The 23,345-nt window shown below is 48.8% G+C and carries 21 protein-coding genes and 1 pseudogene; 2 read left to right on the top strand and 20 right to left on the bottom strand.

The window, feature by feature from the left end; genetic code table 11:
• Positions 1-17: 17 nt before the first annotated feature.
• Positions 18-147 (bottom strand): annotated as a pseudogene (locus DYP60_RS02145) (glycerate kinase); the annotation flags it as partial.
• Positions 148-169: 22 nt separating this feature from the next.
• On the opposite strand from DYP60_RS02145, the gene DYP60_RS14100 reads away from it, so the two are divergent.
• Positions 170-334, top strand: a complete 165-nt coding sequence (locus tag DYP60_RS14100; protein ID WP_165849468.1) for a hypothetical protein — start codon at positions 170-172, stop codon at positions 332-334.
• Between the two features lie 55 nt (positions 335-389).
• On the opposite strand, the gene DYP60_RS02140 is transcribed toward DYP60_RS14100, so the two are convergent.
• The 18 genes from DYP60_RS02140 to DYP60_RS02055 all read right to left on the bottom strand — a co-directional run bounded on the left by DYP60_RS02140 (position 390) and on the right by DYP60_RS02055 (position 21,917).
• Positions 390-1,766 carry a GntP family permease gene (locus tag DYP60_RS02140; protein ID WP_117329226.1) on the bottom strand — a complete coding sequence of 459 codons (1,377 nt, stop codon included), beginning with the start codon at positions 1,764-1,766 and terminating at the stop codon, positions 390-392.
• A 95-nt stretch (positions 1,767-1,861) separates the two neighbouring features.
• Positions 1,862-2,131, bottom strand: coding sequence for a hypothetical protein (locus DYP60_RS14705; protein ID WP_133299269.1), 270 nt, complete (start codon positions 2,129-2,131; stop codon positions 1,862-1,864).
• A 70-nt stretch (positions 2,132-2,201) separates the two neighbouring features.
• On the bottom strand, positions 2,202-3,626 hold the full coding sequence (locus DYP60_RS02130) for a rhamnulokinase (protein WP_117329224.1): 1,425 nt from the start codon (positions 3,624-3,626) through the stop codon (positions 2,202-2,204).
• A gap of 2 nt (positions 3,627-3,628) precedes the next feature.
• A complete protein-coding gene (locus tag DYP60_RS02125; RefSeq protein ID WP_117329223.1) occupies positions 3,629-4,903 on the bottom strand; it encodes a zinc-binding dehydrogenase in 1,275 nt (424 codons plus the stop codon).
• A gap of 10 nt (positions 4,904-4,913) precedes the next feature.
• On the bottom strand, positions 4,914-6,074 hold the full coding sequence (locus tag DYP60_RS02120; RefSeq protein WP_117329222.1) for an SDR family NAD(P)-dependent oxidoreductase: 1,161 nt from the start codon (positions 6,072-6,074) through the stop codon (positions 4,914-4,916).
• 9 nt (positions 6,075-6,083) lie between these two features.
• On the bottom strand, positions 6,084-7,400 hold the full coding sequence (locus DYP60_RS02115) for a PHP domain-containing protein (RefSeq protein WP_117329221.1): 1,317 nt from the start codon (positions 7,398-7,400) through the stop codon (positions 6,084-6,086).
• A gap of 12 nt (positions 7,401-7,412) precedes the next feature.
• Positions 7,413-9,866, bottom strand: coding sequence for an alpha-ketoacid dehydrogenase subunit alpha/beta (locus DYP60_RS02110; RefSeq protein WP_117329220.1), 2,454 nt, complete (start codon positions 9,864-9,866; stop codon positions 7,413-7,415).
• 11 nt (positions 9,867-9,877) lie between these two features.
• Entirely contained in the window at positions 9,878-11,230 is a 1,353-nt protein-coding gene (lpdA, locus tag DYP60_RS02105) for a dihydrolipoyl dehydrogenase (RefSeq protein ID WP_117329219.1), read from the bottom strand.
• 8 nt (positions 11,231-11,238) lie between these two features.
• On the bottom strand, positions 11,239-12,573 hold the full coding sequence (locus DYP60_RS02100; protein ID WP_117329218.1) for a dihydrolipoamide acetyltransferase family protein: 1,335 nt from the start codon (positions 12,571-12,573) through the stop codon (positions 11,239-11,241).
• Positions 12,574-12,585: 12 nt separating this feature from the next.
• A complete protein-coding gene (locus DYP60_RS02095) occupies positions 12,586-13,341 on the bottom strand; it encodes a DeoR/GlpR family DNA-binding transcription regulator (protein ID WP_117329217.1) in 756 nt (251 codons plus the stop codon).
• A 91-nt stretch (positions 13,342-13,432) separates the two neighbouring features.
• The gene (gene rhaM, locus DYP60_RS02090; RefSeq protein ID WP_117329216.1) at positions 13,433-13,747 is read right to left on the bottom strand and encodes an L-rhamnose mutarotase; all 315 of its coding nucleotides are present in this window, start codon (positions 13,745-13,747) and stop codon (positions 13,433-13,435) included.
• 19 nt (positions 13,748-13,766) lie between these two features.
• Entirely contained in the window at positions 13,767-14,804 is a 1,038-nt protein-coding gene (locus DYP60_RS02085) for an ABC transporter permease (protein WP_117329215.1), read from the bottom strand.
• A gap of 2 nt (positions 14,805-14,806) precedes the next feature.
• Positions 14,807-15,808: an ABC transporter permease gene (locus DYP60_RS02080; protein WP_117329214.1), complete on the bottom strand. Its 1,002-nt coding sequence runs from the start codon at positions 15,806-15,808 to the stop codon at positions 14,807-14,809.
• Positions 15,801-17,318 (bottom strand): sugar ABC transporter ATP-binding protein, encoded by a 1,518-nt coding sequence (locus tag DYP60_RS02075; protein ID WP_117329213.1) that lies wholly within the window; start codon positions 17,316-17,318, stop codon positions 15,801-15,803. Before DYP60_RS02075 ends, DYP60_RS02080 begins: the two co-directional genes overlap by 8 nt.
• A 60-nt stretch (positions 17,319-17,378) precedes the next feature.
• Positions 17,379-18,392, bottom strand: a complete 1,014-nt coding sequence (gene rhaS / locus DYP60_RS02070) for a rhamnose ABC transporter substrate-binding protein (RefSeq protein ID WP_117329212.1) — start codon at positions 18,390-18,392, stop codon at positions 17,379-17,381.
• A 239-nt stretch (positions 18,393-18,631) separates the two neighbouring features.
• Positions 18,632-19,585, bottom strand: a complete 954-nt coding sequence (locus DYP60_RS02065; RefSeq protein ID WP_117329211.1) for a bile acid:sodium symporter family protein — start codon at positions 19,583-19,585, stop codon at positions 18,632-18,634.
• Between the two features lie 5 nt (positions 19,586-19,590).
• A complete protein-coding gene (locus DYP60_RS02060; RefSeq protein WP_117329210.1) occupies positions 19,591-20,670 on the bottom strand; it encodes a class II aldolase/adducin family protein in 1,080 nt (359 codons plus the stop codon).
• Positions 20,667-21,917, bottom strand: a complete 1,251-nt coding sequence (locus tag DYP60_RS02055) for an L-rhamnose isomerase (RefSeq protein WP_117329209.1) — start codon at positions 21,915-21,917, stop codon at positions 20,667-20,669. Before DYP60_RS02055 ends, DYP60_RS02060 begins: the two co-directional genes overlap by 4 nt.
• A gap of 98 nt (positions 21,918-22,015) precedes the next feature.
• Between DYP60_RS02055 and DYP60_RS02050 the strand changes: the two genes are divergently transcribed.
• Positions 22,016-22,885 (top strand): helix-turn-helix domain-containing protein, encoded by an 870-nt coding sequence (locus DYP60_RS02050; protein WP_117329208.1) that lies wholly within the window; start codon positions 22,016-22,018, stop codon positions 22,883-22,885.
• Here DYP60_RS02050 and fucU read toward each other — a convergent pair.
• On the bottom strand, positions 22,882-23,307 hold the full coding sequence (gene fucU / locus DYP60_RS02045) for an L-fucose mutarotase (RefSeq protein WP_117329207.1): 426 nt from the start codon (positions 23,305-23,307) through the stop codon (positions 22,882-22,884). The two genes, DYP60_RS02050 and fucU, sit on opposite strands and share 4 nt — an antisense overlap.
• Positions 23,308-23,345 lie beyond the last annotated feature (38 nt).

The raw sequence follows: 23,345 nt of genomic DNA, 5'->3' as shown, positions 1-23,345 counted from the left end.
CAAGCCCTTCGATGGGGAAGGGCTTGTAAGAAAACGTCAACACTTCCTTCTCCCACCATCGGCAACGGGAATCTGCTTAACCTGTGCATCTGGATGGTGGTTCTTGATGGCTTTGTCCATTATGGTGCAGATCTCTTCGTAACACATGGTTCCCTTAAAGGAATCGGGAATGAAAGGTATCAATACCCCAGGGCAAGCCCTGGACTCAGGAGGCGTTGCCTCCTTTTCCGCCCCAAGGGACGGGGTATCTCACCTTGCTTTCCCTGCACTCGCTCGGGAATCAAGAGAATGTTTTTCAATTTCTTCTCCTATACATCATAGCAGCTGCCCTTAGAGGGGCAGCTACTATGATGGTGTTGGAGGCTTGTGCCTCCAGATTTTGTTCTATCTTACAGCAAAAACAGGGAGAGAATCCAGATGAAAATCATAGATGCAAGACCCATGAGCAACGTAACCATGGTTTGTGTCTTATAGCCATCTTCAGGCTTCAATTGGCCAAAGTTGGTAACAACCCAGAAGTAGCTGTCATTTGCATGGGAAACTGTCATCGCTCCCGCTCCGATTGCCATGACTGTAAGCACTGCCGCTATTGGGGTAGTGAGGCCCAGACCTGTCATCATGGACCCGCTGTCAACAAAGCTTCCCAGGATACCAGCTGTAGTGGTAATGGCTACCGTGGAGGAACCTTGAGCAGACTTGAGGATAGCGGAGATAATGAAGGGGAAGAAGATGCCGACCATGCTCAAGGCTGCGGCATTCTCCTTCATATATCCCACAAAACCTGCACTGGAGATGACCTTCCCAAGTACACCACCAGCAGCAGTGATGAAGAGAATCGGGCCAACAACCCTGAGTGTCTCAGTAGTCATGACGTTGAATAAACGTATTTTTCCGCTCTGTCCAAGGAGGATGATGCCGAAGATAAGGCCTACAGTCAAGGCGATAATGGGACTTCCAATAAACTTGCTGAAGGTAGCCATGTTGCCGCTCCACCCCATGGCACTGGCAAGCGATCCCAGTGCCATGCAGAGAATCGGGATGAGGATCGGGGCTACGGCCATAAAGCCATTGGGGAGGTCCCCAAAGCCCTTGAGCAGCTCATCATAATCCTGGCTGGTAAGGTCTTCAGTCTCCTCCTCGGCACTCTTGATTCGCTTGCCAATGAAGTTTGCATAGAAGTAGGCGATGAGCAAGGATGGGATCGAGACAACTGCACCCAGCACAATGACCATGAACAGGTTGTCCCCAATTCCCAGAGTTCCCGCTGCTGCAATGGGGCCAGGGGTTGGTGGGATGAACACATGAGAGGTATAGAGTCCGGCTGAGAGAGCCACCGTCATGGCGACTGAGGAGAATTGGGTCTTTTTCCTCAACGCTTTCCTGATTGGGTCGAGGATGACAAACCCACTGTCACAGAAAACGGGAATTGATACGACCCAGCCCATGATCTCCATGGCAAGTTGGGGGCGTTTCTGCCCGACGAGGCGCACCACCATTTCAGCAAGTTTCAAGGCGGCGCCGGTCTTTTCCAGGATGGTCCCGATAAGGGCTCCAAAGATGATGACTATACCGATACTGCTGAATATGCCACTGAAGCCGGAACCAATGGTGCCAGGGATATCCACCAACGGGATGCCGACAACAATGGCGAGTATGAGTGATACCCCCATAAGTGCCAAAAAAGGATGCACATTCCATTTTGAAATTGCCACAATCATGATTGCGATTGCAATGATGAAGGTAATGATGAGCGCTATTCCAGACATACGATTCTCCTTTAGTATATTTTAGGGGTAGTATATCATGTCTTTTATAGAAATGGTTTTATTTTTAGGCTCTGTTTTAGGCGTGTAGTGAATTGCTACCCAGCAACGGGAAATGGCAATGGTGGCTTATGGAATACTTCCAGATATGTGGAGCACTTGCAGATTGTTTGCATCTTGCCCAGCAACAATGTTTTCAGATCAAGACGGTTCAGACCGGGGTTCTCAGCCTCAAAGCCATTCCAGGCGAGGTAGTTGTCGAGGTATTTCGTCGAGACTCCCCTGAAGGGAGCCAGCAAGCCCTTCAGCCGGCTGTGCAGGTTGTTGATCTTCTGCAGAAGGAACATGGCAAGGGTTGAATACACCATAAAGACAACGCTTGATGATGGAACCGTTGTAGAGAAGACTACAATACTGAACTGCTTGGTAGTCTTCAGGTTACGGTCTGAAGATCTTTACCTTCTGCTCACGTTTGATTCGGTCACGACCATCCTGCAGACTTTCCAGTTCACCGGTAGCCCAAGCCTGGACAACCAAGTTGCCCAAGGCTGTTGCTTCCACTGGTCCTGCATAGACAGTAAGCCCAGTCTCACTAGCCGCCCACTGGTCAAGAATCTCGTTCTTACAGCCTCCACCAATTATGTGCAGAGCAGTAAATTTCTTCCCGATCACCGATTCCAGATCACTGATTGCCTTGGCATACGCCTTGGCAAGGCCGCGGTAGATGGCAACCATGTACTCCCCATTGCTGGAAGGCTTGGGAAGATCATGTTCCCTGCACCAGGCATCGATACGGTCAGTCATCAAATTGTCATAGGTGTTGGGCTTGAGAAAGCGGGCATCAGCCGGGTCGATGTATCCCCGGTAGGCTGCACACTGAAGTGTTTCCTCATCCAGCTCCTTCCAGTGAATCTCCTGACCTTCCCCTTCCCAGTATCTCACACACTCCTGCTGTATCCACATTCCCATAATGTTCTTGAGAAATCGGATACCTCCACTGGCAGCCACCTCATTGGTGAAACCACTCTCCATAGAAGCTTGGTCAGTACGGGGTTCAGGAAGTTCAACGCCCAGAAGTGACCAGGTACCGCTGGAGATATACAGTGGGGTCTGTCCTGCTGCGGCAGGTACGGCAGCTACTGCACTTGCAGTATCATGAGCCGCACTTGCGATAACCGAAACCTCACTCGAGGCTCCCACCTCGTGCGCTACATCTGTTGTCAGGCTCCCCAAGACAGTCCCACTGTCGACGATATCACCAAAGAGAGAACGATCAAAACCCATATCATCAATCAAATCCCATGCCCAGGTTCGATTCATCGGATCATACAACTGCGTGGTGGAGGCATGGGTCCTCTCATTCTTCATGATCCCGGTCAACCAGTAGGCAAGCAGGTCTGGTACCGAGAGGTAGTGACGTGCCGCTCTCAAGGCCTCGGGGCGATCACGCTGCATAGCAGCAAGTTGATAGAGCGTATTAAAGGGTTGGAAGGCGATCCCGGTTCTCTCATAGATCCGCATCTTTCCTCCCAGTTGCTTCGATACCTGCTCGATCAACCCATCGGTTCTGCTGTCACGATAGTGATAGCAAAGGGAGACCAAGCTCCCTTTTGCATCAGTGAGCACATAGTCAACGCCCCAGGTGTCAATGCCGATGGATGTGATTTCACTTCCATACTTGGTAAAAGCTTTCTTCAGTCCCACCTTGATCTCCGCGAACAGGCTTTGGATGTTCCAATAGAACTCACCAAGTATCTGGTCGTTTTGGGTGACAAACCGATGTACAACTTCAAATTCTCCAAGATCCCCGACGAGGACCCGGCCATTCGAAGCACCTAAGTCGATGGCAATATGCTTTTTCATGATTACTCCTCGATTCGCTTCTTGCAGTTTTCCAAGAGGTAGGATTCCGCTTCAGCTGACCACAGCCCTTTGTGCTTGTCCACCAGCTTCGCAAGTTCTGCAGCCATCTCATTGGTCTTTCCGAGCTCAGCAAGATCACTAAGTGCAGTGAGGGGGAAGTCCAAGTGGGTATACATCATCTTCTTTCCACCAGGAATGTTGGGTAGGTTTATTACAGCCTCAGGAACTGCTGAAAGCCCTCCGATATGGGTTACCATTGCGGCAGGGTTGATCAACCCCTTTTCCATCAGATGCAATGACTCCCTCATATCGTCGGTATTACCACCACTGGTACCCACAATATGGGTCGATGCATAGTGCACGTTGTAGAAGTTCAAACTTGCAGTGAAATCGGTCTTATTGGGACCGGCAAAGAAGTTCAGACAACCATTCTTTGCAAGAATCGCATCAGCCTGCTCAACCAGCATACGTACCGGTGCCATGACCAGCACATCATCATAGCCCTTCCCCTCAGTGCAATCCAGCAGGGATGCCACTGGGTCGCTACTGTTTTTCGTATTGAGGTAGATCAATTCCACCCCGTTCTGCTTAGCATCCTCAATGCTGTACAAGTCCTGCGCACGATTGAGGCGAGCATCATCTATGTCGGTAACGACCAGACGACCAGGCTTACGGTCTGGATTATGGATTGCATAGTCGATTGCAGAGAGTCCCATGGGGCCTACGCCGGCAAGAATGGCCATATTGCCACCCTCGACGATTCCCATCTGGTGCTCATACGAACCGTTGGTGGTGTGGTACATTGCATGGAAGGTTCCCACCACACAGGAAACAGGTTCTGCAAGACTTCCCAGGAAGAAGGCATCCCCATCGTATGGGAGCAAGCAGTCCAACTCCATCACCTGGTGAGGAATTACCACATACGTGGAATCTCCCCCAATATATTGGAACGAGTACCCAGGAGCATCAAGCGTGCCCTTATAATTCAATGCTGGCTGAATCGAAAAGCGTGAACCTACCTTGAACTTGCCCTGCCATTTCTTTCCAACTTCCACAATCTCTCCACAGAACTCATGGCCAAGTATGATCGGGTTCTTGTCGACATCACTGGGAATTCTCTTATGGCTTGCACCCTGTTCAGCGGCCTTATGGTCGCTCATGCAAATACTATTGGTTATCACTTTTGCGAGGATTTCATCCTCTGCAATCTGGGGAAGTTCAAACGCTTCGAGGCGAAGATCATTCACTCCATACAGACGGATAGCACGTGTTTTCATTTCCATTCTCCTAATTAAGCATGACCTGGCCACCGGTTACAGGAACCGCCTGACCTGTCTCGTAGGTCTGTTCGACTATGTAGAGAAGTGCCTTCATGACGTCTTCTGTGCGACATCCACGATTCATCGGCACCTTCGATTCATAGAACTTTCTTACATCATCAATACTCTTAGCTCCTGGAACCTTTCCAGCTTCCAAGTACTGCACAAACAATCCTTTTTTCGGGTCTGACCAAAGCGGGCCGTCAAGGAAGTTGCCCGGACAGATTGCATTGACCTTTATGTTATCCTCAACCAACTCCAAAGCAAAACTCTGTGTAAGTCCAATGGTTCCAAATTTGGCACCTGCATAGGCCCCATTCTTGTTCGAACCTTCCAATCCGGACTTGCTGGAGATGGCAATAATGTCAGTAAAATATGAAGAGCTGGGTATATTTTGCAGGGCCATCACCCTGGAGGCGAACTTTGTGCAGATAAAGAACCCCGTATAATCGACGTTGGTTACAAACTGAAAATCCTTCAACTCCATCACCTTCACAGAACCGGCACGAAGCACACCGGCATTGGAGACAAACAGATCCAATCCCCCAGTCTCTTCAGCGACCTGGTTCATCATAGCCTCAACACTCTCCTCATCACTCACATTGACCATAAGAGGTTTGGAGACAGTTATACAGGCTTCGTAGTTCAGCTCATCACTGAGTTTCTTTGCACCCTCTGCATTCATGTCAGCTATATAGACAAAGGCCCCATTCTCCACCAGGGAGCGGACCATACCCTCCCCGAAACCCTGGGCGCCACCGGTAACCAAGGCTACCTTGTCACGTACCACGTCAGCACGGCTAGCAGAGGGAGGAAGCGTGGGAAGCAGGCTTACCCCTTCTGCCCTACTGGCCTCATCATAGTTGGTCCCAAGTCCATACTGCAGGCCCATTCCTGCAATTTCTATCACTGGAGGGAATACCCTTCTCTGTGCTGTATAGGCATCAAGCAGTTTTTTCCATACTTCAGAAGCTTCCTCTATGCTTGCAAACTCTTTTGGAGATGGAAGCAGCAAGTCCCCTTTTTTTCCAGTAACACGATGGATAAACAAGCCCTTCTGGCCATCGAAAGTCAATCCACGAAGCACTGGGGGAATCTCAAAATTGATCTGTTCAGTATATGTAGTCATCATTCCTCCTTAGAACTGTTCGATGAGAGAATATGGGTCATGTGTATCCATCTCTCTTCCCAATGCTGCATAGTGTTTCAACTTTTTCTCAAGAGACAGCCCTGATAAAGGATTATCAGGATGGAACAAACCAAGCGTCTCATTACGGGAAGCAAGCTTCTCATGGGCTACCAATGCCCAAGCAGCATCAACAAGATGCCTTGCAGTAGGTTCCAACAACTCAGGACAGTTCATACTTTGCCTGCTGCTGTTGATATCCACCCCGCTGATTTCCATCAAGTTTCGTTCCCTTGCAAGCTTTTGCAAGCGAAGCATCTGCTCCTTGGTATTGCGTGGAGGCATATAGGTAACCGCGGGGAACCCTATGGCAACCAGGAGATCCAGTAATTCTTCGAGGAATTCATCCTCAAACTTCTCTGCTTTCTTGTCCCCCGTCACACTCTCTGCCACATCCCCGAGATAAGCATAGGCAGCAATGGCACCAATGCTGTTTGCGAAGGCGACCACATCATGAACATCCAAGCACTCCTCCTTGGAGGGTTGGATGAAGAACCGAGGAAGGAATGTACTCTTATAGACTCCCAAGAGATCATATGCATAGTGGGGATTATCTTCCTCCAGTAACCACTGTTGTACTTTACCGGCAAGTATGATCCCCAGGTCCTTTTCCAAGAAGCGAACCAGCTTTTCTCCTTTTCCAAACATGGAGATACTCTGATTTGCCATGGCATAGAGAATGTGCCTCTCGGTAACAGAACCTCCCTTGTCAGCTCTACTCAGTGGCAAGACATCCCTTGTAAAATCCAAGTCGAATCCATACTTCCCCACCAAGGCCTGCAAGGCTTCCACTTGTGCTTCGTTGCGTTGGTTGCGAATTGCCTGCACCGGCTTCAAGAACTCCACTACCGTAGGGATGTGTTGCTTGGGAACTCCATGGACACACATATAGGCAATGCCGATGCTGTCTGGATTGTTGAGCTTTCTGTCCCCCAGCGGGGTATCGAGAAAACTCGTTCTCAGCTCAAACCCCACGGTACTCGCAATTCCTATATGCTGTGCTGCTTCCAGCATCTCCTCAGCCGCACCAATACTGTCATGGTCGATACTTCCTACAATTCCCAGTCCTGCCTTCCAAGCAGCATAGGCTGCCGCAGAAGGTTCGTAGGGACTAAAGGAATAGGTGGTATGCACATGATTGTTCACCTCTTCAAGGGGTATTCTGGTAAGATTTCCTTGCCTAATCAGCAAGCCAATCTCACTACTCGAGGTACGTCGAGTAGCAAGATCTCTAGCATTGATGCTCTGTTCAAGCTGTTTCAAATCCATTGGCTTTCCTTATCAGACGCCAAGTCGACTGGTTCTGAAGAACTCACCATCGGTGTAGTTGCTCTTGGGAACATAGTCGGGGATCGGCAAAATCTGTTCGTGGATTGCATCCAGCACTGAGTACGCCTGTGCGAAGTAGTACTCCTCCATCTCCGCAGGTGGTGTGATCCAGTTCCTCGACCCTACCACGATTGTCGGAGCATCGAGATAATCGAAAGCAAGCCTGCTCAGATTGGAGCTTACGGTATGCATATAACTACCTCGTTCAGCACTATCGGTTACAAAGACAGCTCTACCAGTTTTCTTTACCGATTCAATGAGCAACTCATACTTGAGCGGATTAATCCATCTCAGGTCGATCACCTCTGCTTCAAGGCCTTTCTCAGCAAGTTGTTCGGCTGCCTTGGTTGCAGTATAGAGCGCGGGTCCAAGTGCAATGAGGGTAACATCCTTACCTTCTCTCCTGATTACCGGCTCTCCTTCTGGAATTTCATAGTATCCCTCAGGAACTCCTTCCTTGACAAACATCTCGCCAATTCCGTAGAGTTTCTGACTCTCAAAGAAAACCACCGGGTCGGTACCACGAAGTGCGTAGTTGAGCATTCCCTTAACGTCATACGGAGTCGCAGGATACATTGCCTTCAAACCAGGGACGGAAGCGACCATGCTGGTCCATTCCTGAGAGTGCTGTGCACCATACTTGTTTCCAACCGATACACGGAGCACAAGCGGCATCTTCAAGACACCGGCACTCATCGCCTGCCATTTGGGCATTTGATTAAATACCTCATCCCCTGCACAACCAAGGAAGTCGCAGTACATCAATTCAACAACAGCACGGCCACCAGCCATTGCATAGCCTACTCCACTTCCCACAATTGCTGACTCAGCAATCGGGGTGTTGAAGAAACGGGAAGGGGGAAGCAGTTCGGTGAGACCTCGGTAACAGGCAAATGCCCCGCCCCAATCACGATGATCCTCGCCATAGGCAACCATTGTCGGGTCGATGGAGAACCGGTGGGCCATAGCTTCGAAGACAGCATCACGGTACTGGTACTGCTTTGCAGCAGGCAGTTCCTTGCCGTTTTCGTCATAGGCATAGCGACTTCTACGGGCAATTTGTTTCACTCTTGCATTATCTTCCAGTTTCTCGAGGAGTACCGGTTCTCTGTCATCAAACTTCTCAACGCTGCCATTGGAGAACATGACTGACTCAATGAAATGCTCATCAACCATGGGGCTGAGTACTGGATCAGCAGTAATTTCGAGAGTCTTTTTTATCTTCTCTTCAAGAATTGCATCAAACTGGTCGAGTTCTTTCTTGCTTACTACCTTGTTCTCAAGGAGGTAATCTCCATAAGCCTCAATGGGATCCTGCTTGCGGAACGCTTCCATCTCTTCCTTAGTACGGTACGTCATCGCATCACTGGGGCTGTGACCACTGTAGCGATAGGTAAGGGTATCCATGAAGGCTGGGCCTTCTCCCTTGAGAAGAATCTCTTTCTTGCGTGCCGTTGCATCGGCTACGGCTAGAGGATTGAATCCATCAACACGTTCGGTATGCATGGAGTACTCATTGATCGCCGAGGCGACCCTTGCTGCCACTTTGTACCCCATTGTCTCCCCAATAGGTTGCCCACCCATAGCGTAAAGGTTGTCAAAACAATTCAGCATGAAGGGGGGATACCCTGGGTTTTCATCCCAAAGGGTCTTGTACTGGTCCATTGAGGAGAGTACCAACCCTTCATAGACTGGACCACGTGCAAGGGCACCATCACCAATATTGGCAATGACGATTCCTTTCTTGTGGTTGATCTTCTTATAGAGGGAAGCACCAACAGCAATCGTGCAGGAACCGCCAACAATCGCGTTGTTTGGCATGCTTCCAAAAGGCTTGAAGAAGGTGTGCATTGAGCCCCCAATGCCAGCGGAGAATCCGGTCTTTTTGGCAAAGATCTCTGCCAAGGCACCGTAGAGCACGAAGTTCTCTGCAAGATCGCGAACACTCGTTCCGGGAAAGTGTTTCTCAACAACCTTGTAGGTCTCCCCATCCATGAAAGACTCCATGATGGCAAGCAACTCCTTGTCCTCCATCTTGTAGATGGCACTCATGCTCTTGGCGAGAATCTCACCATGGCTACGGTGCGAACCAAAGATCTGGTCTTCCGGGTCGAGTACCATTGCTTGCCCGACTGCGGCACTTTCCTGACCTGCAGAGAGGTGGGCTGGCCCACGGTAATTGTAGGAGATTCCCTGATACACACCCTCTTTCTTGATGGTATCCAACATGGTCTCAAATTTTCTGATCAAGAGCATATCGTAGTAGGCACGGATGAGGCGTTCCTTTCCGTATTGTTTGAGCTCTTTCTTGAAGTCACTCTTGTATTGGTTAACAGGAATAGAGGGGGTTTCAATAGTACATGGTTCCCTCAATTTTGCTGGATCAAATGGTATCGTTTTGGACATGTCGTTACTCCTTACAGACTATGGTCGAGTGCAAAGCAAGCATCCTTGATCAGCTCGGATACACTCGGGTGTGGAAATACTATCTCTTTGACATCCTGGACTCTCATTTCTGCTTCGATAAGAGCAGAAGCGCCCCAGATGATTTCACTGCTGTAGGGTCCCAGCAGGTGGACTCCAAGAATGGCACCACTTTCCTGGTGACAGATCACTTTCACCAAACCAGATGCACGCTTTCCTTGCTCTGCGAGGAACCGACCGTTTGAGCGCATCTGCACGGTTTCGCTCTTCACTGGGATTCCTTGTTCCTTGGCTTCCTTCTCTGTGATACCGCAACCAGCTGCCTCTGGGTTCCCATAGACAGCCCAAGGTATTGCGTTGTAACGCATACGCATCTCTTTTGATCCGAAGATGTTGCAAATCGCAACCTCTGCCATGCGGGAAGCGCTATGTGCAAGAAGGGATCGACCGTTTACATCTCCTATTGCCCAGATGTTGGCAACATTGGTCTGGAGGCGGTCGTTTACCACAAGCCCTCTTCGGTCAATATCCAAGCCAAGTTTTTCCATCCCTTGAGTGTTTGGCCTACGCCCAACGCTCATCAGGACCAAGGAGGCTTCAGTGGACTGTTTGTTTCCCTTGGCATCAGTATAGAATACTGCTTCCTTGGTAATTTCCTCTACTTTGCAGCCAAGATGGAAGTCCACTTCCTTGAGTTCACGTCTCATAAGCTTGGCGAACTCTGCATCCATCATGGGAAGAATCTCATCCATCATCTCGATGACAGTGACCTTGGTCCCGATCATGGAGAAGAAGGAGGCAAATTCAACCCCGATCACTCCACCACCGATGATAACCAGCGACTCGGGAACCTCCTCTAGGTCCAGAATCTCGTTACTGGTAAGCACATGTTCCAGTTTTGCGCCAGGGAGAGGTGGAACGAAAGCAGAAGACCCTGTGGCCACCACAAGGTAGGATCCTTCATAGACGGTATCACCCACCTTCACATGGTGGGGGTCGACGAATTCGGCTTCACCAAAAACAGTCTCCACCTTGTTTGCTTTCATCAGAAACTCGATTCCGCTTCTCAGCGTCTTGACCGTATCATTCTTCCAAGTCATTGCATCGGGAAGGTTGAACGTTACCGATGCAGCCTGGACGCCATGCTTGGCACCATCAAGGGAATGATGATAGAGTTTGGCACTGTTAAGAAGGCTCTTGGTGGGAATACATCCCCAGTTGGTGCAGACTCCTCCAAGGTAGCCTCTTTCTATCAGCAAGACCTTTTTACCAAGTGCTCCTGCCCTTTCTGCAGCAACGTATCCACCAGGACCGCTACCGACGACAATTAGATCATAGGTACTCATGTATCCTCCTACAGTGCCAACAAGAGATCGATGGAAGCAATATTGTCCATCAAAGCCTTTAGGAAGCGTGCAGCGTCTGCACCATCGACAGCCTGATGATCCATTGTCAGCGAAAGTCCAATCTTCTCAACAAAGATGATATCCCCATCCTCATCCTCTACCGGCTTGAGATTTATACCTCCAACACCAAGGATTGCAACCTCAGGAACATTAAGCACCGGTGTGAACGCTTCAATCCCGAAGGCTCCTACATTGCTTACCGTGAATGTTGAACCACTGAGCTCATCAGGTTGTATGGTTCCTTCTTTACACTTATCAACCAAGCTTTTGGTCTCTTCAGAGAGTTGACGGAGACTAAGCACATCACTGTTGCGCACCACAGGAACCAGAAGCCCCTTCGGTGTGTCAGTAGCGACACCAAGATGTACGTGGCCAAACCGTAGGATCTTGTCACCAAGAAAGTGTGCATTGAATGCAGGGAATTCCAGCAAGGTTCTGCTGACGGCGAAGAGGATCAGATCATTGATTGTAACCTTATTCAAACCAAGTTCACTCTTTGCATTCTTGAATCCAGCTCTCAGACGTTTGAGGGCGCGTGCATCAGCCTGGGCATGGAGGGTAAGCTGGCAAGTGGAATGGATGGACTCCATCATCCGTCTGGCGGTCACCTTGCGAATTCCCTTCACAGGAATCTCCTGAATCTCTTCAGAAACCTCACCAAGGCGAGACGGAGTAGCAATCGCTGGTTTCTCCTGCAGATCAGAAGAGAGGACTCTTCCACCAATGCCACTGCCACGTTGTGGTGTTTGGACTCCCTGCTCAAGAGCCTGCTGCCTTGCCACCGGACTAAGGGGCTGGCCACTAGCAGATGCTACATCACGTTCAATGATGCGTCCCTTGGGACCAGTTGGTTGTACAGAGGAAAGAGGGACACCCAGGGAAGATGCCAGGTTCCGTGCCCTAGGGCTGGAGCCCTGAGCCTCCCCTGCAGTAACAACAGCGGCCGCTTTCTCTGCTTGTTTGTTTTCGGGAGCTGTTGCTTCTTGCTTTTCTTCCTTTGGATTTTCTGTACTGGGTTCTTTCTTGGGAAGTTCGAACTTCTCGCCTTCTTCTCCAACTATGACGATGGGGACCATTACAGGGACATCATCCCCTTCCTCATAAAGTATGGCCAGTACCACACCTTCAGCGGTCGATTCTACATCAATGGTTGATTTATCTGTTTCTGCTGAGCATAGGACATCCCCTACAGCGACTTTGTCGCCTACTTGGACGTTCCATTCTACAATAATGCAGGATTCCACTGAATTACCCTGTTTGGGCATCACAACTTGTTGTGCCATGTGTTCTCTCCTCTACTTAGCAATAAGGACCTCGACGCCCTGTTCCTCGAGCTGGACGATCAGGTCTGCAGGAAAACCACTGTCTGTGACAATGGTATCTATCTCTGTTACCGGCATGATCCGTACAAAACCGCGATTCCCCACTTTTGAGGAATCGACACACAACACCCGCCGGGTAGCTTGTGCGCACATGCGTTGTACCACCTGTGCATTTTCAATCAAACTGGTGGTTAGACCATGTTCTATGGTGAATCCATCCGTACCAAAAAAGGTGGTGGATACATGGTAGTTTTCAATTTGGGAAATGGCCGCAGGTCCAACAAGGGCTTCAGCTTCGCTTCGGTACTCTCCGCCCACCAAGGTAACCTGCAACTGGGTATTTGCCCGTGCATAGGGCAGAATGAGTGTTGAATTGGTTACCACCCGTACATTACGTTTCCCGAAGATATGGCGAGGGATCAAAGAACAGGTGGATCCATTGGTAATCATAATAAAGTCATTATCCTTTACCAAGGTGGCAGCGAGTTTCGCAATCAGATCTTTTTTGGGAGTATTGGTATCATCACGGAATGCCGCCTGTGGAGCAGATGCAACTATTACCCGGCCATGGCTCCGTATCACCAGTCCTTTGGAGTCAAGGTCTCGCAAATCCCCCCGGATGGTAACCGCAGAAACTCCAAGCTCTTCACTGAGCCGAGATACAGGATACTCTTCACCACGTTTCAGAAGCTCGAGGATGCTTTTTTCCCGAGGGGAAAGCCCTATCATATGATACACTCCTACTTTCTTATCACTTTCATTACTCTTTCGATTCTATTATAGTAATAGGAACATTTCAAGTGTTTCCGAAAGAGAATCGTTAATCCATATGAAAGACTTCTTCCAGGGGAAGCGAGACAGGGGAGTTGTCTTCATTTGTGTCCATAATATCGGCCATATAAGCCCACCACTTTTGTATAATGGGGCTGGAGCCAAGATCCTGGCTCCCAGATTCGCCCTCCGATTTCTGGAAAGCAAAGAGGCGGCCACTGTCCCGATCAAGGAAAATGGAGTAGTCCGAAACCCCGTTCTCCTTGAGCAGCGCCTTCAATTCCGGCCAGATAGAGTCATGACGCTTCTTGTACTCTTCTTCATACCCTTTCTTCAACTGCATGACGAATGCTTGTCTTCTCATCGTTAGATTCCTCCTAAGTTCATCCCAGCTGCTGAAGCCGGAGCTTTCGGTTCGCCTTGTACATGTCAAGCAGACGTGGGAGCAGGACAGCAATGATCAAGAGTAATCCTATGACGATAGTCATCAGGGTTCCGCTGAACTTCAACAACCCCATGCCAAATTTAAGGTACCCAACCAGCATGGAACCGATGAAAACACCATAGACACTCCCCTTGCCTCCCGTGATGGCAACACCACCAAGGACTACCAATGTGATGATCTCCAAATCCCATCCGGTAGCAATGTTTGAGCGGACAGAGAGAATACGACTTGCAAGCAAGATTGAGGTAAGACCACAGAAGAATCCGGTTACGGTAAAGTTGATAACCCTCATGGTCTTTACCTTGATACCGGAGAAACGTGCTGCTTCAGCACTGTTTCCGATTGCATACAGCCTTCTTCCATAGGTCGTCTTATGCAAGATGAAAGCAAAGAGTAATACCAGCACCAAGTAGAGGACGAACTCAAAGGGAATGATGGTGCCTGGTATGAATTGCTGGCCGAAGAAACCAAAATTCTCTGGAAAATCCGTGCGTGCCTGATCTCCCAACAAACCAATTGCGATTCCCCTGAATAATGACTGTGTTGCAAGGGTGACAGCGATTGCCGGCATCTCAAGCGCGGTAATCATCACTCCATTGAACAGACCTGCAAGGGTACCAACAAGCAGGGCGAGGAATATCAGGGAAGGAATGGAAGCCCCACCTTGAGCAGCATTGCCTACCACATACGCACAAAGAGCAATGATGGATGCAATCGAAATATCGATGTCACCACACATGATGATGAAGATCATCGGAAGTGCCATGATTGCCTTCTCACTGAATTGAAAGGTTGCATTCATCAAATTGAACCAATCCAGAAAGTAGGGGGTTCTGGTTGTGAAGAAAATAAACACCAATACGATAATGATGGAGAGCAGGACTTCCCACTGTGTGAAATATTCAATCAATCGATTCTTAACCGACATTTCGTCGATAAGCCGGGATTTTGTCATCAAATCTCTCTTTTCAGCCATACCTAGCCTCTCCTCTGTGCAAGCAGCTTCTTCGTCTTTCGCTGGTCGCTGATGGTGTTGAGCGTCAATGCGATGAGAATAATCAAGCCTTGGACGAACGTCTGCCAGAAAACCGACAGGTAGATAACCGGTAGTGCGTTGGTGACGACACCAAGGAAGAGCGTACCTATGACTACCCCGATAATACCACCAGAGCCACCTGCAAAGTTGACACCCCCTAGCACACAAGCGGCAACTGCCTGCATCTCAAAACCAGTTGCCATCTCATTAACCGCTGAAGCATACCGAGCGGTCCAAAGAGCACCAGCTAGACCACAGAGGGTACCACTGATAAGGAATACCACTACCCTGACCCTGTTCTCATTCACTCCTACGAACTTTGCTGCCGTCGGATTTCCTCCGATTGCATATACCTCACGACCGGTACGGGTATACCTGCTGAAATAATAGAAGACAGCGATAACAAGGATTGCAATCCAGAGCAGGTTTGAAACACCAAGAAAGGTGTTCCGAGGGAAGTCAATGTAGGTTTTACTCATTTCATGTGCTGTTACCCATGTACCGCCGCTCAGAAGGAAGGTAAGACCACGATAGATATTCACCGTACCCAGCGTTGTAATGATGGGGGGGATTTTCCCGTAGGCGACCAACACGCCATTGAACAGTCCCATCACCATGCCGATGCCCATCCCAGCAAGCAACAAGAGCAAAGGGCTCACTGTTGGATTTGCCTCATTGATCATACCGGTAGCCATACCGGTAAAGGCAATGATGGAACCAACGGAAAGGTCAATTCCGTTTGCAAGAATAACGTAGAACTCACCAATGGCGACAATGGAAAGGATTGCCATGTCGTTGAGGATTGTGGAGATATTCTTCGCAGAAAGAAACTGAGGGGAGCGGATGGAAATCGGTACAAGGAGCACCACCAACAACAGGGTAAGAGCCGCCTCCCTACGGGCCAGTGCTTTCTTTACAAAGGAGGAGAAGGATAGGTCAGGCATTGGAGGCCTCCATCTGTACGGTTGTGATTGCATAACGCATTACTGACTCTGCTGTCGCTTCTTTTGCATCAAGAATGGCTGTTTGGTATCCTTCATGCATCACGACAATCCGGTCTGACATTCCCAAGATCTCAGGAAGCTCACTACTTATCAATATGACTGCGACACCCTTGTCTGCCATCTCGCAGACAAATTCGTGGACTGCTGCCTTCGTCGCAACATCAATCCCTTTGGTAGGTTCATCAAGGATGAGAATCTTGGGATTCGTCCCGATCCACTTGGCAAGTACGACTTTCTGTTGGTTTCCACCGCTGAGCGTCTCAGCATCAACATGGTATCCTGCAGATTTAATCTCCATCTGATCACCATGTTCCTGCACGTACTTGGCTTCTGTCTTTTTATTGGTCACCAGACCTTTCCAGCAAAGATTGGTCAACACCGGTAGGCTGATATTATGGGTAAGGCTCATTTTCAACACCAAACCCTGCCTCTGACGGTCTTCGGGTACCAAGGCAATTCCTTTTCGCATGCTGTCAATGGCACCTTTCGGCATGAAAGGTTTCCCCAGCAAATGCATGGTCCCTTCACTCGCCTTGTCAATTCCAAAGATGGTTCTGACCACCTCGCTGCGACCAGCTCCAACAAGACCGAACAGACCCAAAATCTCTCCTTCATGCAAGTCGAAGGAGATGTCCTTGAAAGCACCAAGCTGGCTGAGATGCTTGACCTCAAGTATCTTCTTGCCAATCTTCGGTTCATGGTGGGGATACATCTGGTCAATCGAGCGTCCAATCATCATATTGATGATGGTATCTTCATCGCTCTCAGCTACCTTTCCTTCCCCTATATATTGGCCATCACGAAAAACCGTGTAATAATCACAAATCTCAAATATCTCTTCAAATTTATGGGAGATGAAGAGAATTGCTTTGCCCTCTTCCTTCAAAGAACGGACAATTCTGAACAGATCATCGACCTCGCGGCCGGTCAACGCACTGGTTGGCTCATCCATGATGACCAGATCTGCATCAAGGCTGAGTGCTTTTACAATTTCTACCATATGTCTCTGTGCAACACTCAGATTTTTGACCAAGGAGTCAGGATTGATATCAAGTTGCATACGTAGGAGCAACCCCTGGGTTCTCTCATACATGGTCTTCCAATCGAGTTTCTTTGTTTTTGGATTCCTAAGGTGGTGTCCCATATAGATATTCTCTGTGACACTGAGCTCGGGAAACATGGAGGCTTCCTGGTGGATAGCAACAATCCCTGCCTGTTGGGCGTCGATTGCATTTTTAAAGGAAATCTTTTTACCATCCAAGGTCATCGACCCACTGGTAGGGAAATAGACTCCTGTAAGAATCTTCACCAGCGTGGACTTCCCTGCTCCATTTTCACCGATAAGGGCATGTACTTCACCTCGTCGAAGGGAGAGATGCACATCATCCAAGGCCCTGATACCGGGAAACACCTTTGTTACGTGTTGAACTTCCAACAATGCCTGTTGCATTGTTCCTCCTTATGCAAAGCTCCTGCCTCCGAGGGGAAGCAGGAGCCGGGGTTGAATCGATTAATAGATTTCTGCGAACTCTTCGATGTTGTCCTTGTTGAATACATAGGGTGTACTCATATAGGCAATACCGTTCTCTTCAATCTTGATGGCCCCCATGCGACCGGCAGGAATCTCTTCACCAGTTGAACCATCGACGGTACCTTCAATAAGGCCATTGAGGATGTAGGTGGAGCTGTATCCAAGGTCGATCGGATTCCATAGAGCCATCTGGCGGCAGGTGCCGTCAAGGATGTAGCCCTTCATCTCTGAAGGAAGTCCAAGCCCGGTTACCTCGACAACGCCGCTCTTGCCAGCGTCCTTGACAGCCTGTGCGGTTGCAAGCAGACCAACAGTGGTCGGGCAGATGATAGCCTTCAGGTTTGGATACTTCTGCATCAAGGAGACAGCTTCACGATAGCTCTTATCAGGGGCATCATCACCATAGACAACCTCAACAAGCTTCATGTTTGCATACTCAGCTTTCTTGATTTCTTCCTTCATCCACTCAATCCAGAGGTTCTGGTTGGTAGCCTGCGCGGAAGCAGAAAGCACTGCGACATCACCCTTGTAGCCAGTCAGTTCAGCAGCAAGCTGCACCTGCTGACGTCCGATCAGTTCAGGGTTACTGGGCAACAGGTCAACAATACGTCCACCGACGTTGATGCCGGAGTCATAACTGATAACCTTGATACCGGCTGCCATGGCTTTCTTGGCTACTGGAATCAATGCATCCGCATCGTTTGCGCTGATGGCAATACCATCAACTCTCTGTGCAATCAAGGTCTCGATGATCTCAATCTGTCCCTCTGCAGTTGCCTGGGGAGGTGCCATATAGGTCGTCTTGATCCCACCGATTTCAGCAGCAGCTTCTTCACTGCCTCTGAATACTGCATCAAAGAATCCATTGCCCATGCTCTTTCCGAGAATGACAATCTCTTTTTCACCCGCGGGGGCTGCTTCCTTGGTACCTTGGGCGAATATTCCGCCAAGAACCATAGTCATAATGAGGACAAACAACAACGTTTTCTTCATAACAAACACTCCTTTAAGAAATCTTTTCCGGGAAAACCCGGATTCTATCTGTACCTGGTAGAACACCAGGGCCAACAGCAAAACTACTGTCACAACTACCATCACTCTTAGTGTGACACCATTTCAGAAATCTGCAATAACTGAATAGTCATTTTTTAGCACGATTTTATCACGAAACAGATATGAAGCTATATTTCCTAAATATCGAAAGGTAAAAGAAGCTACCTAAGGAACCATATCTATGAAGAAAGATGCTTCCCCCGCCTTGCAAACAGCACCCCTCCAAGCAAGCCTACAAAGGTTTGCTGAAAGAGAATTCCCAGTATGACGGGTAATGCTGCAAGTGGTGAGAAATATGTGGTCGCAAGCACCAAGGCTGCACTGATGTTCCGCATCCCACCAGTGAAGGTCATGCTGACCAGGCTGGGTCGGTCGACGTTCAAGACGTATCTGGCGAGTACGTAAACAAGCAGGAATCCCAGGACGATTACGAAGAAATTCATCAGAAGCAACGGTACATAGACCCAAGAAAAAGAGAGAGAACCTGCGAGGACTCCCACATTGATCACCACCACTGCAATAAGCAAGGGCTTGGTAATCGGACTGAGATAGAGCACTGCTCCCTTAGCAACCTTGGGCATGGTTTGGGTAACCAACATCCCAACAAGTGAAGGGAGGACTATCATCACCAGCAAGCTGGACATGATTCCCCCTTGGTCGATAACCACCGAGGTGTCTGCAAGAACTCGTATGGTAAGTGGAGTCAAAAGGGGAGAAAGCAAGGTATCAAGAATGATGAGGGAGAGAGCAAGAGCAGCATCGCCATCGTATATTGTCGACCATATGAATGCAGTTACCGCTATAGGGATTGAAGAAAGCAATATAAAACCGGTGACAATATCTGGTTGTGTGGGAAATACCACACGGCCTAGCAGTGCGACCAAAACCGGTAGCACAATATGCGCGCAAAAAAGGACCAACAATACTGAGGTCATTCTATGCACAATTTGGGCAAACTGGCGATAGCTTACTCCCAAGGCCCCCACAAAGGTAATGAATGCAAATAAGTAGGTACCAAGAAAGCGATAGGGGTCCAAACGGTGCCCAAGCAACAGGCCCAGCACCACTCCTATCGGGGTAATGAACGGCATCACCGCATTAAAACGCTTGTTTATATCCTGCAGTGATGCCATCTTTCCTACTTTGCCGCTACTGAAGAACGATATTTCTCCACTTCCCAGTTCCTGATGAAGTCAATCATGGCATCATCCATGAAACGTGGACCTCCGAAACTCTCGGTATATACAGCGATAGAGACGGTATCCAAAAAGAGTGGCATCGGCTTTTCTCCCAAGGAAAATACCCCCAGGTTCTGCACGCAGACAATCTTTGGACTTACCCCGTGCTCTGACGTAAACTGCTCGAAAGCCGAAATCACGTCTTGGCCTTCACCAACCCATAACGGTTTAAACCCAGCGTATACGATATAGTCAGGAGTAAAGGAAGAGCCAACAGCATGAAAATGGTTCTCATCCTGCAGATAGTGGGCAAACTCCTTGTTCCAGGAAAATAGAATTGGCTCAGAGGTGAGGGGCCCAAGATCTCTCTTGATTACTTCAACTTTCGAGGCATCAGCTTTCAAGGGAGTAAAATCAGGTTTCCTGATTAATTGGGATGCAATCTTCTGCATCAATGAATCATAGAGGGTTTCAATCTCCTCCAAGCTCTGTCCTCCAACAAAAATGCCATGATTTTGGAGAAAAATCAGGGAGCTCACCCTCCCCGTCTTCCTCTTCTGTTCGGCCATCCGGGTGCGAACGGTATTTGCAAGAATGAATCCAGGCTTAACCAATTCAATCCAGAGTGCCTCGGGGAAAAGCCTTGCAACTGCCTCTTTTCCTTTTTGTGCACAGGTAAGTCCATTCACCAGAGCAGGGTGAAGGTGGATGACATAGGGGAACGGAAGCAATGCATGAAGCAATGCCTCAACAGAGGGACGGGCTGTTTCACCCTCAAGACGACAGTCCATCATGTCCTTGAGGACTTCATCCTCTCTCGCCTCATCATCGCTGCTGTACTGCTTTCCCCAGATATGCTCCAGCTTCCCTAGATCCATCCGGACAAATCCCGACTCATCTATGGTTCCCAACGCATAGCCACTAGCCTTCACATAGAGGATATTTCCCTCTTTATAGGAGGTATTTCCACCTCCCAACAGAACGAAGGAGGGGTCGGACCCATACCGTTTGGAGTGGGTGATCAGTGATGTAAGACTCATGAACGTTCCTCCAGTACTTCCCTTTCATATAAACCAATCAAATCAATCAGTTCACCTTCCAGAGGGGTGTTGGTTCTTCTGCAGTACTCATCCCAGATAGCACCGAAGGGCAATACACTCTGCTGCTCGAGCAGTGCCATGGTTGCGTACCCATTTCCTGACTCTTCATATTCAATGAGTTGATCAATCGGCTCAAGCAGTGCAAAAAGCAAGGCCTTGCGCATTGCCCTGATACCGGTAACCCAAGCACCGATACGGTTGATGGATGCATCAAAGAAGTCCAAACCAATATGGGAAGTCTCTAGTTTTCCGCTTCTCACCAATTCCTCTGCAACCATCTTAATCTTGTCATTGAACAGAACCACATGGTCACTGTCCCAATGCATGGGGCGACTGACATGCAAGAGAATCTCATCGTCGAAGAGAAGGATTGCCGAGAGTTTATCAGAGATATCTTCCTCGGTATGGAAGTGTCCCATATCGATACAGAGCATCTTGTTGTTTCGTGCAGCATAGTTCATATAGAACTCATGGGACCCAACCACGAAGGCTTCGCTTCCGATACCGAAAAGCTTGGTCTCCAGCGCATCACGCATGAACTCTTTTGGATATTCAGTCTCAAAGATCTCATCAAGACTTTCCTTGAGAATGGCACGATACCCGAACTTGTCAACAGTTAGGTTTTTTGCACCATCAGGAATCCAAGTATCAAGAATACAGGGGCTCCCTTGTTGCTCCCCTATCCAGGCAGCAATCTTTCTGCACCGCTTTGCGTGCTCAATCCAGAACCTGCGGATCCGCTCATCCTTGCTCGCCAAGGTATAGCCGTCATCAGCCATAGGATGACTGAAAAAGGTTCCGTTGAAATCCAATGGGATGCCCATCTTCTTTCCCCAGTCAACCCAACCCTGATAATACTTCTCTTCAATCTGGTCACGGTCAACAAAGGTGGAACCGAACTCCCCATAGCTTGCATGCAGGTTCAGCCTATGGCTGCCTCCAACCAGGGAGAATACCTCCTCCAAATCCTGGCGCAACTGATCGACGTTCTTTGCCTTGCCGGGGTAGTTTCCTGTGGCCTGGATTCCACCACCTGCTAGCTCGGCATCAGGGCGCTCGAAACCGCCAACATCATCTCCCTGCCAACAATGGACAGAGAGGGAAATACCAGATAGCTGGTCCAGGACAGAGTCGGTATCGACACCATATTGTTCATATATCTTCTTGGCTTCTTCATAGTAAGACACGACAGACCTCCTCATGCTACATATTTATTACTTATTAGTTTGCCACCATTTACAATTTTTACCTTGACAGAATAGTCAAATTATAGCACGATTTTATCATGTCAAGTTTCACACTGCATGAAACCATGTTCTTCAAGGGAAACAACCTTCCTGTAAAAGTATTACTCCGTGACCCTGAGATTCCTTTCTCGTTGCATAATCATGATTTCTATGAAATTGTTGTGGTCGTATCAGGAAAGGGAACCCATCTGTCGGAACAAAACAAACGGCAACTACAGGAAGGCATGGTGTTCTGTATTCGTCCAGGAACAATCCATGGATATGCGGATATTGAGAACCTGGTCCTCTATAACCTCCTTATCGGGAAGAAGGCTTTTTCAATCCTCTACCCCGAGATCAAGGATGTTGCAGGGTTTCATGAGACATTCATGCAAACAGAAGGGGAAGTACCTTTGGTACGACTCAACTCACACCAACATGCTGAGATTGTCGCCTTGGTAAGTGCAATCAAGGAAGAGTCGGAGCAGCAGGACTACAACAGAGGTTCTACTTCAATGACCTACTCAAAATTGTTGCAATTCCTCATACTGGTCAGCAGATTCCACAGTGCTCGCAGAGGCTCCGCGTTCCAGAATGACCAACGTCTGGAAAAGGTAATCAGTTATATGGAGCAAAATCTAGACCGCAGCATTCCCTTGAACGAATTGGTTGAAATTTCGAACATGAGTGCAAGCACGCTCAACCGACAGTTCAAGCTATCAACCGGCTGGTCGCCGGTCGATTTCCACATCCATAGACGTATTGCATATGCCTCAAACCTGCTCTTGACCACCGACCTGAGCATCGAGAGAATCAGTGAGAAAACCGGATTCTCAGATGCAAATTATTTCGCACGTCAGTTCAGGAGTCATATGCAGATGAGTCCACGGCAGTACAAACAGCTGTGGACTACACCGAAAGAGGATTAGACCACTACACCTTTCTTCAGAATGATGTTTGCATACAGCGCTGTCTCACCGGTAGCAACGATTGCATAGGCCTTCTTACTCCGCTCATAGAAAGCAAAGCGCTCAAGACGGTTGAACCCTTTGAATGCAGGATCGCCTTCCTTGCAGATTTTCTCATATACATCCCAAATGGGTGTCTCCACAGTATCACCTGCTGCTGTATCCATCAGGAATGCATTCTCAGCATAGGTATCAAGAGGAAAGAGCTGCAAGATTGCTTTCAATACCTCATCGGCCCCATGGCCATCCAAGCGGACTACCCGGTCATTCATGGATGCAGCAGGAAAATTTCCGTCCCCGATTACGAGCTCATCACCATGGCCCATTTCCATGAGAATCTTCAACAGATCAGGACTGAGGATAGAGGGAATTGTTTTCAACATAGTTGACTCCTATAAATTTTGGATTGCATTTGTACCTT

It is taken from the genome of Sphaerochaeta halotolerans (assembly GCF_003429665.1).
GTDB lineage: Bacteria > Spirochaetota > Spirochaetia > Sphaerochaetales > Sphaerochaetaceae > Sphaerochaeta > Sphaerochaeta halotolerans.
Note: the sequence above shows the minus strand (reverse complement) of the source record. Positions and strands in the feature narration are given on the sequence as shown.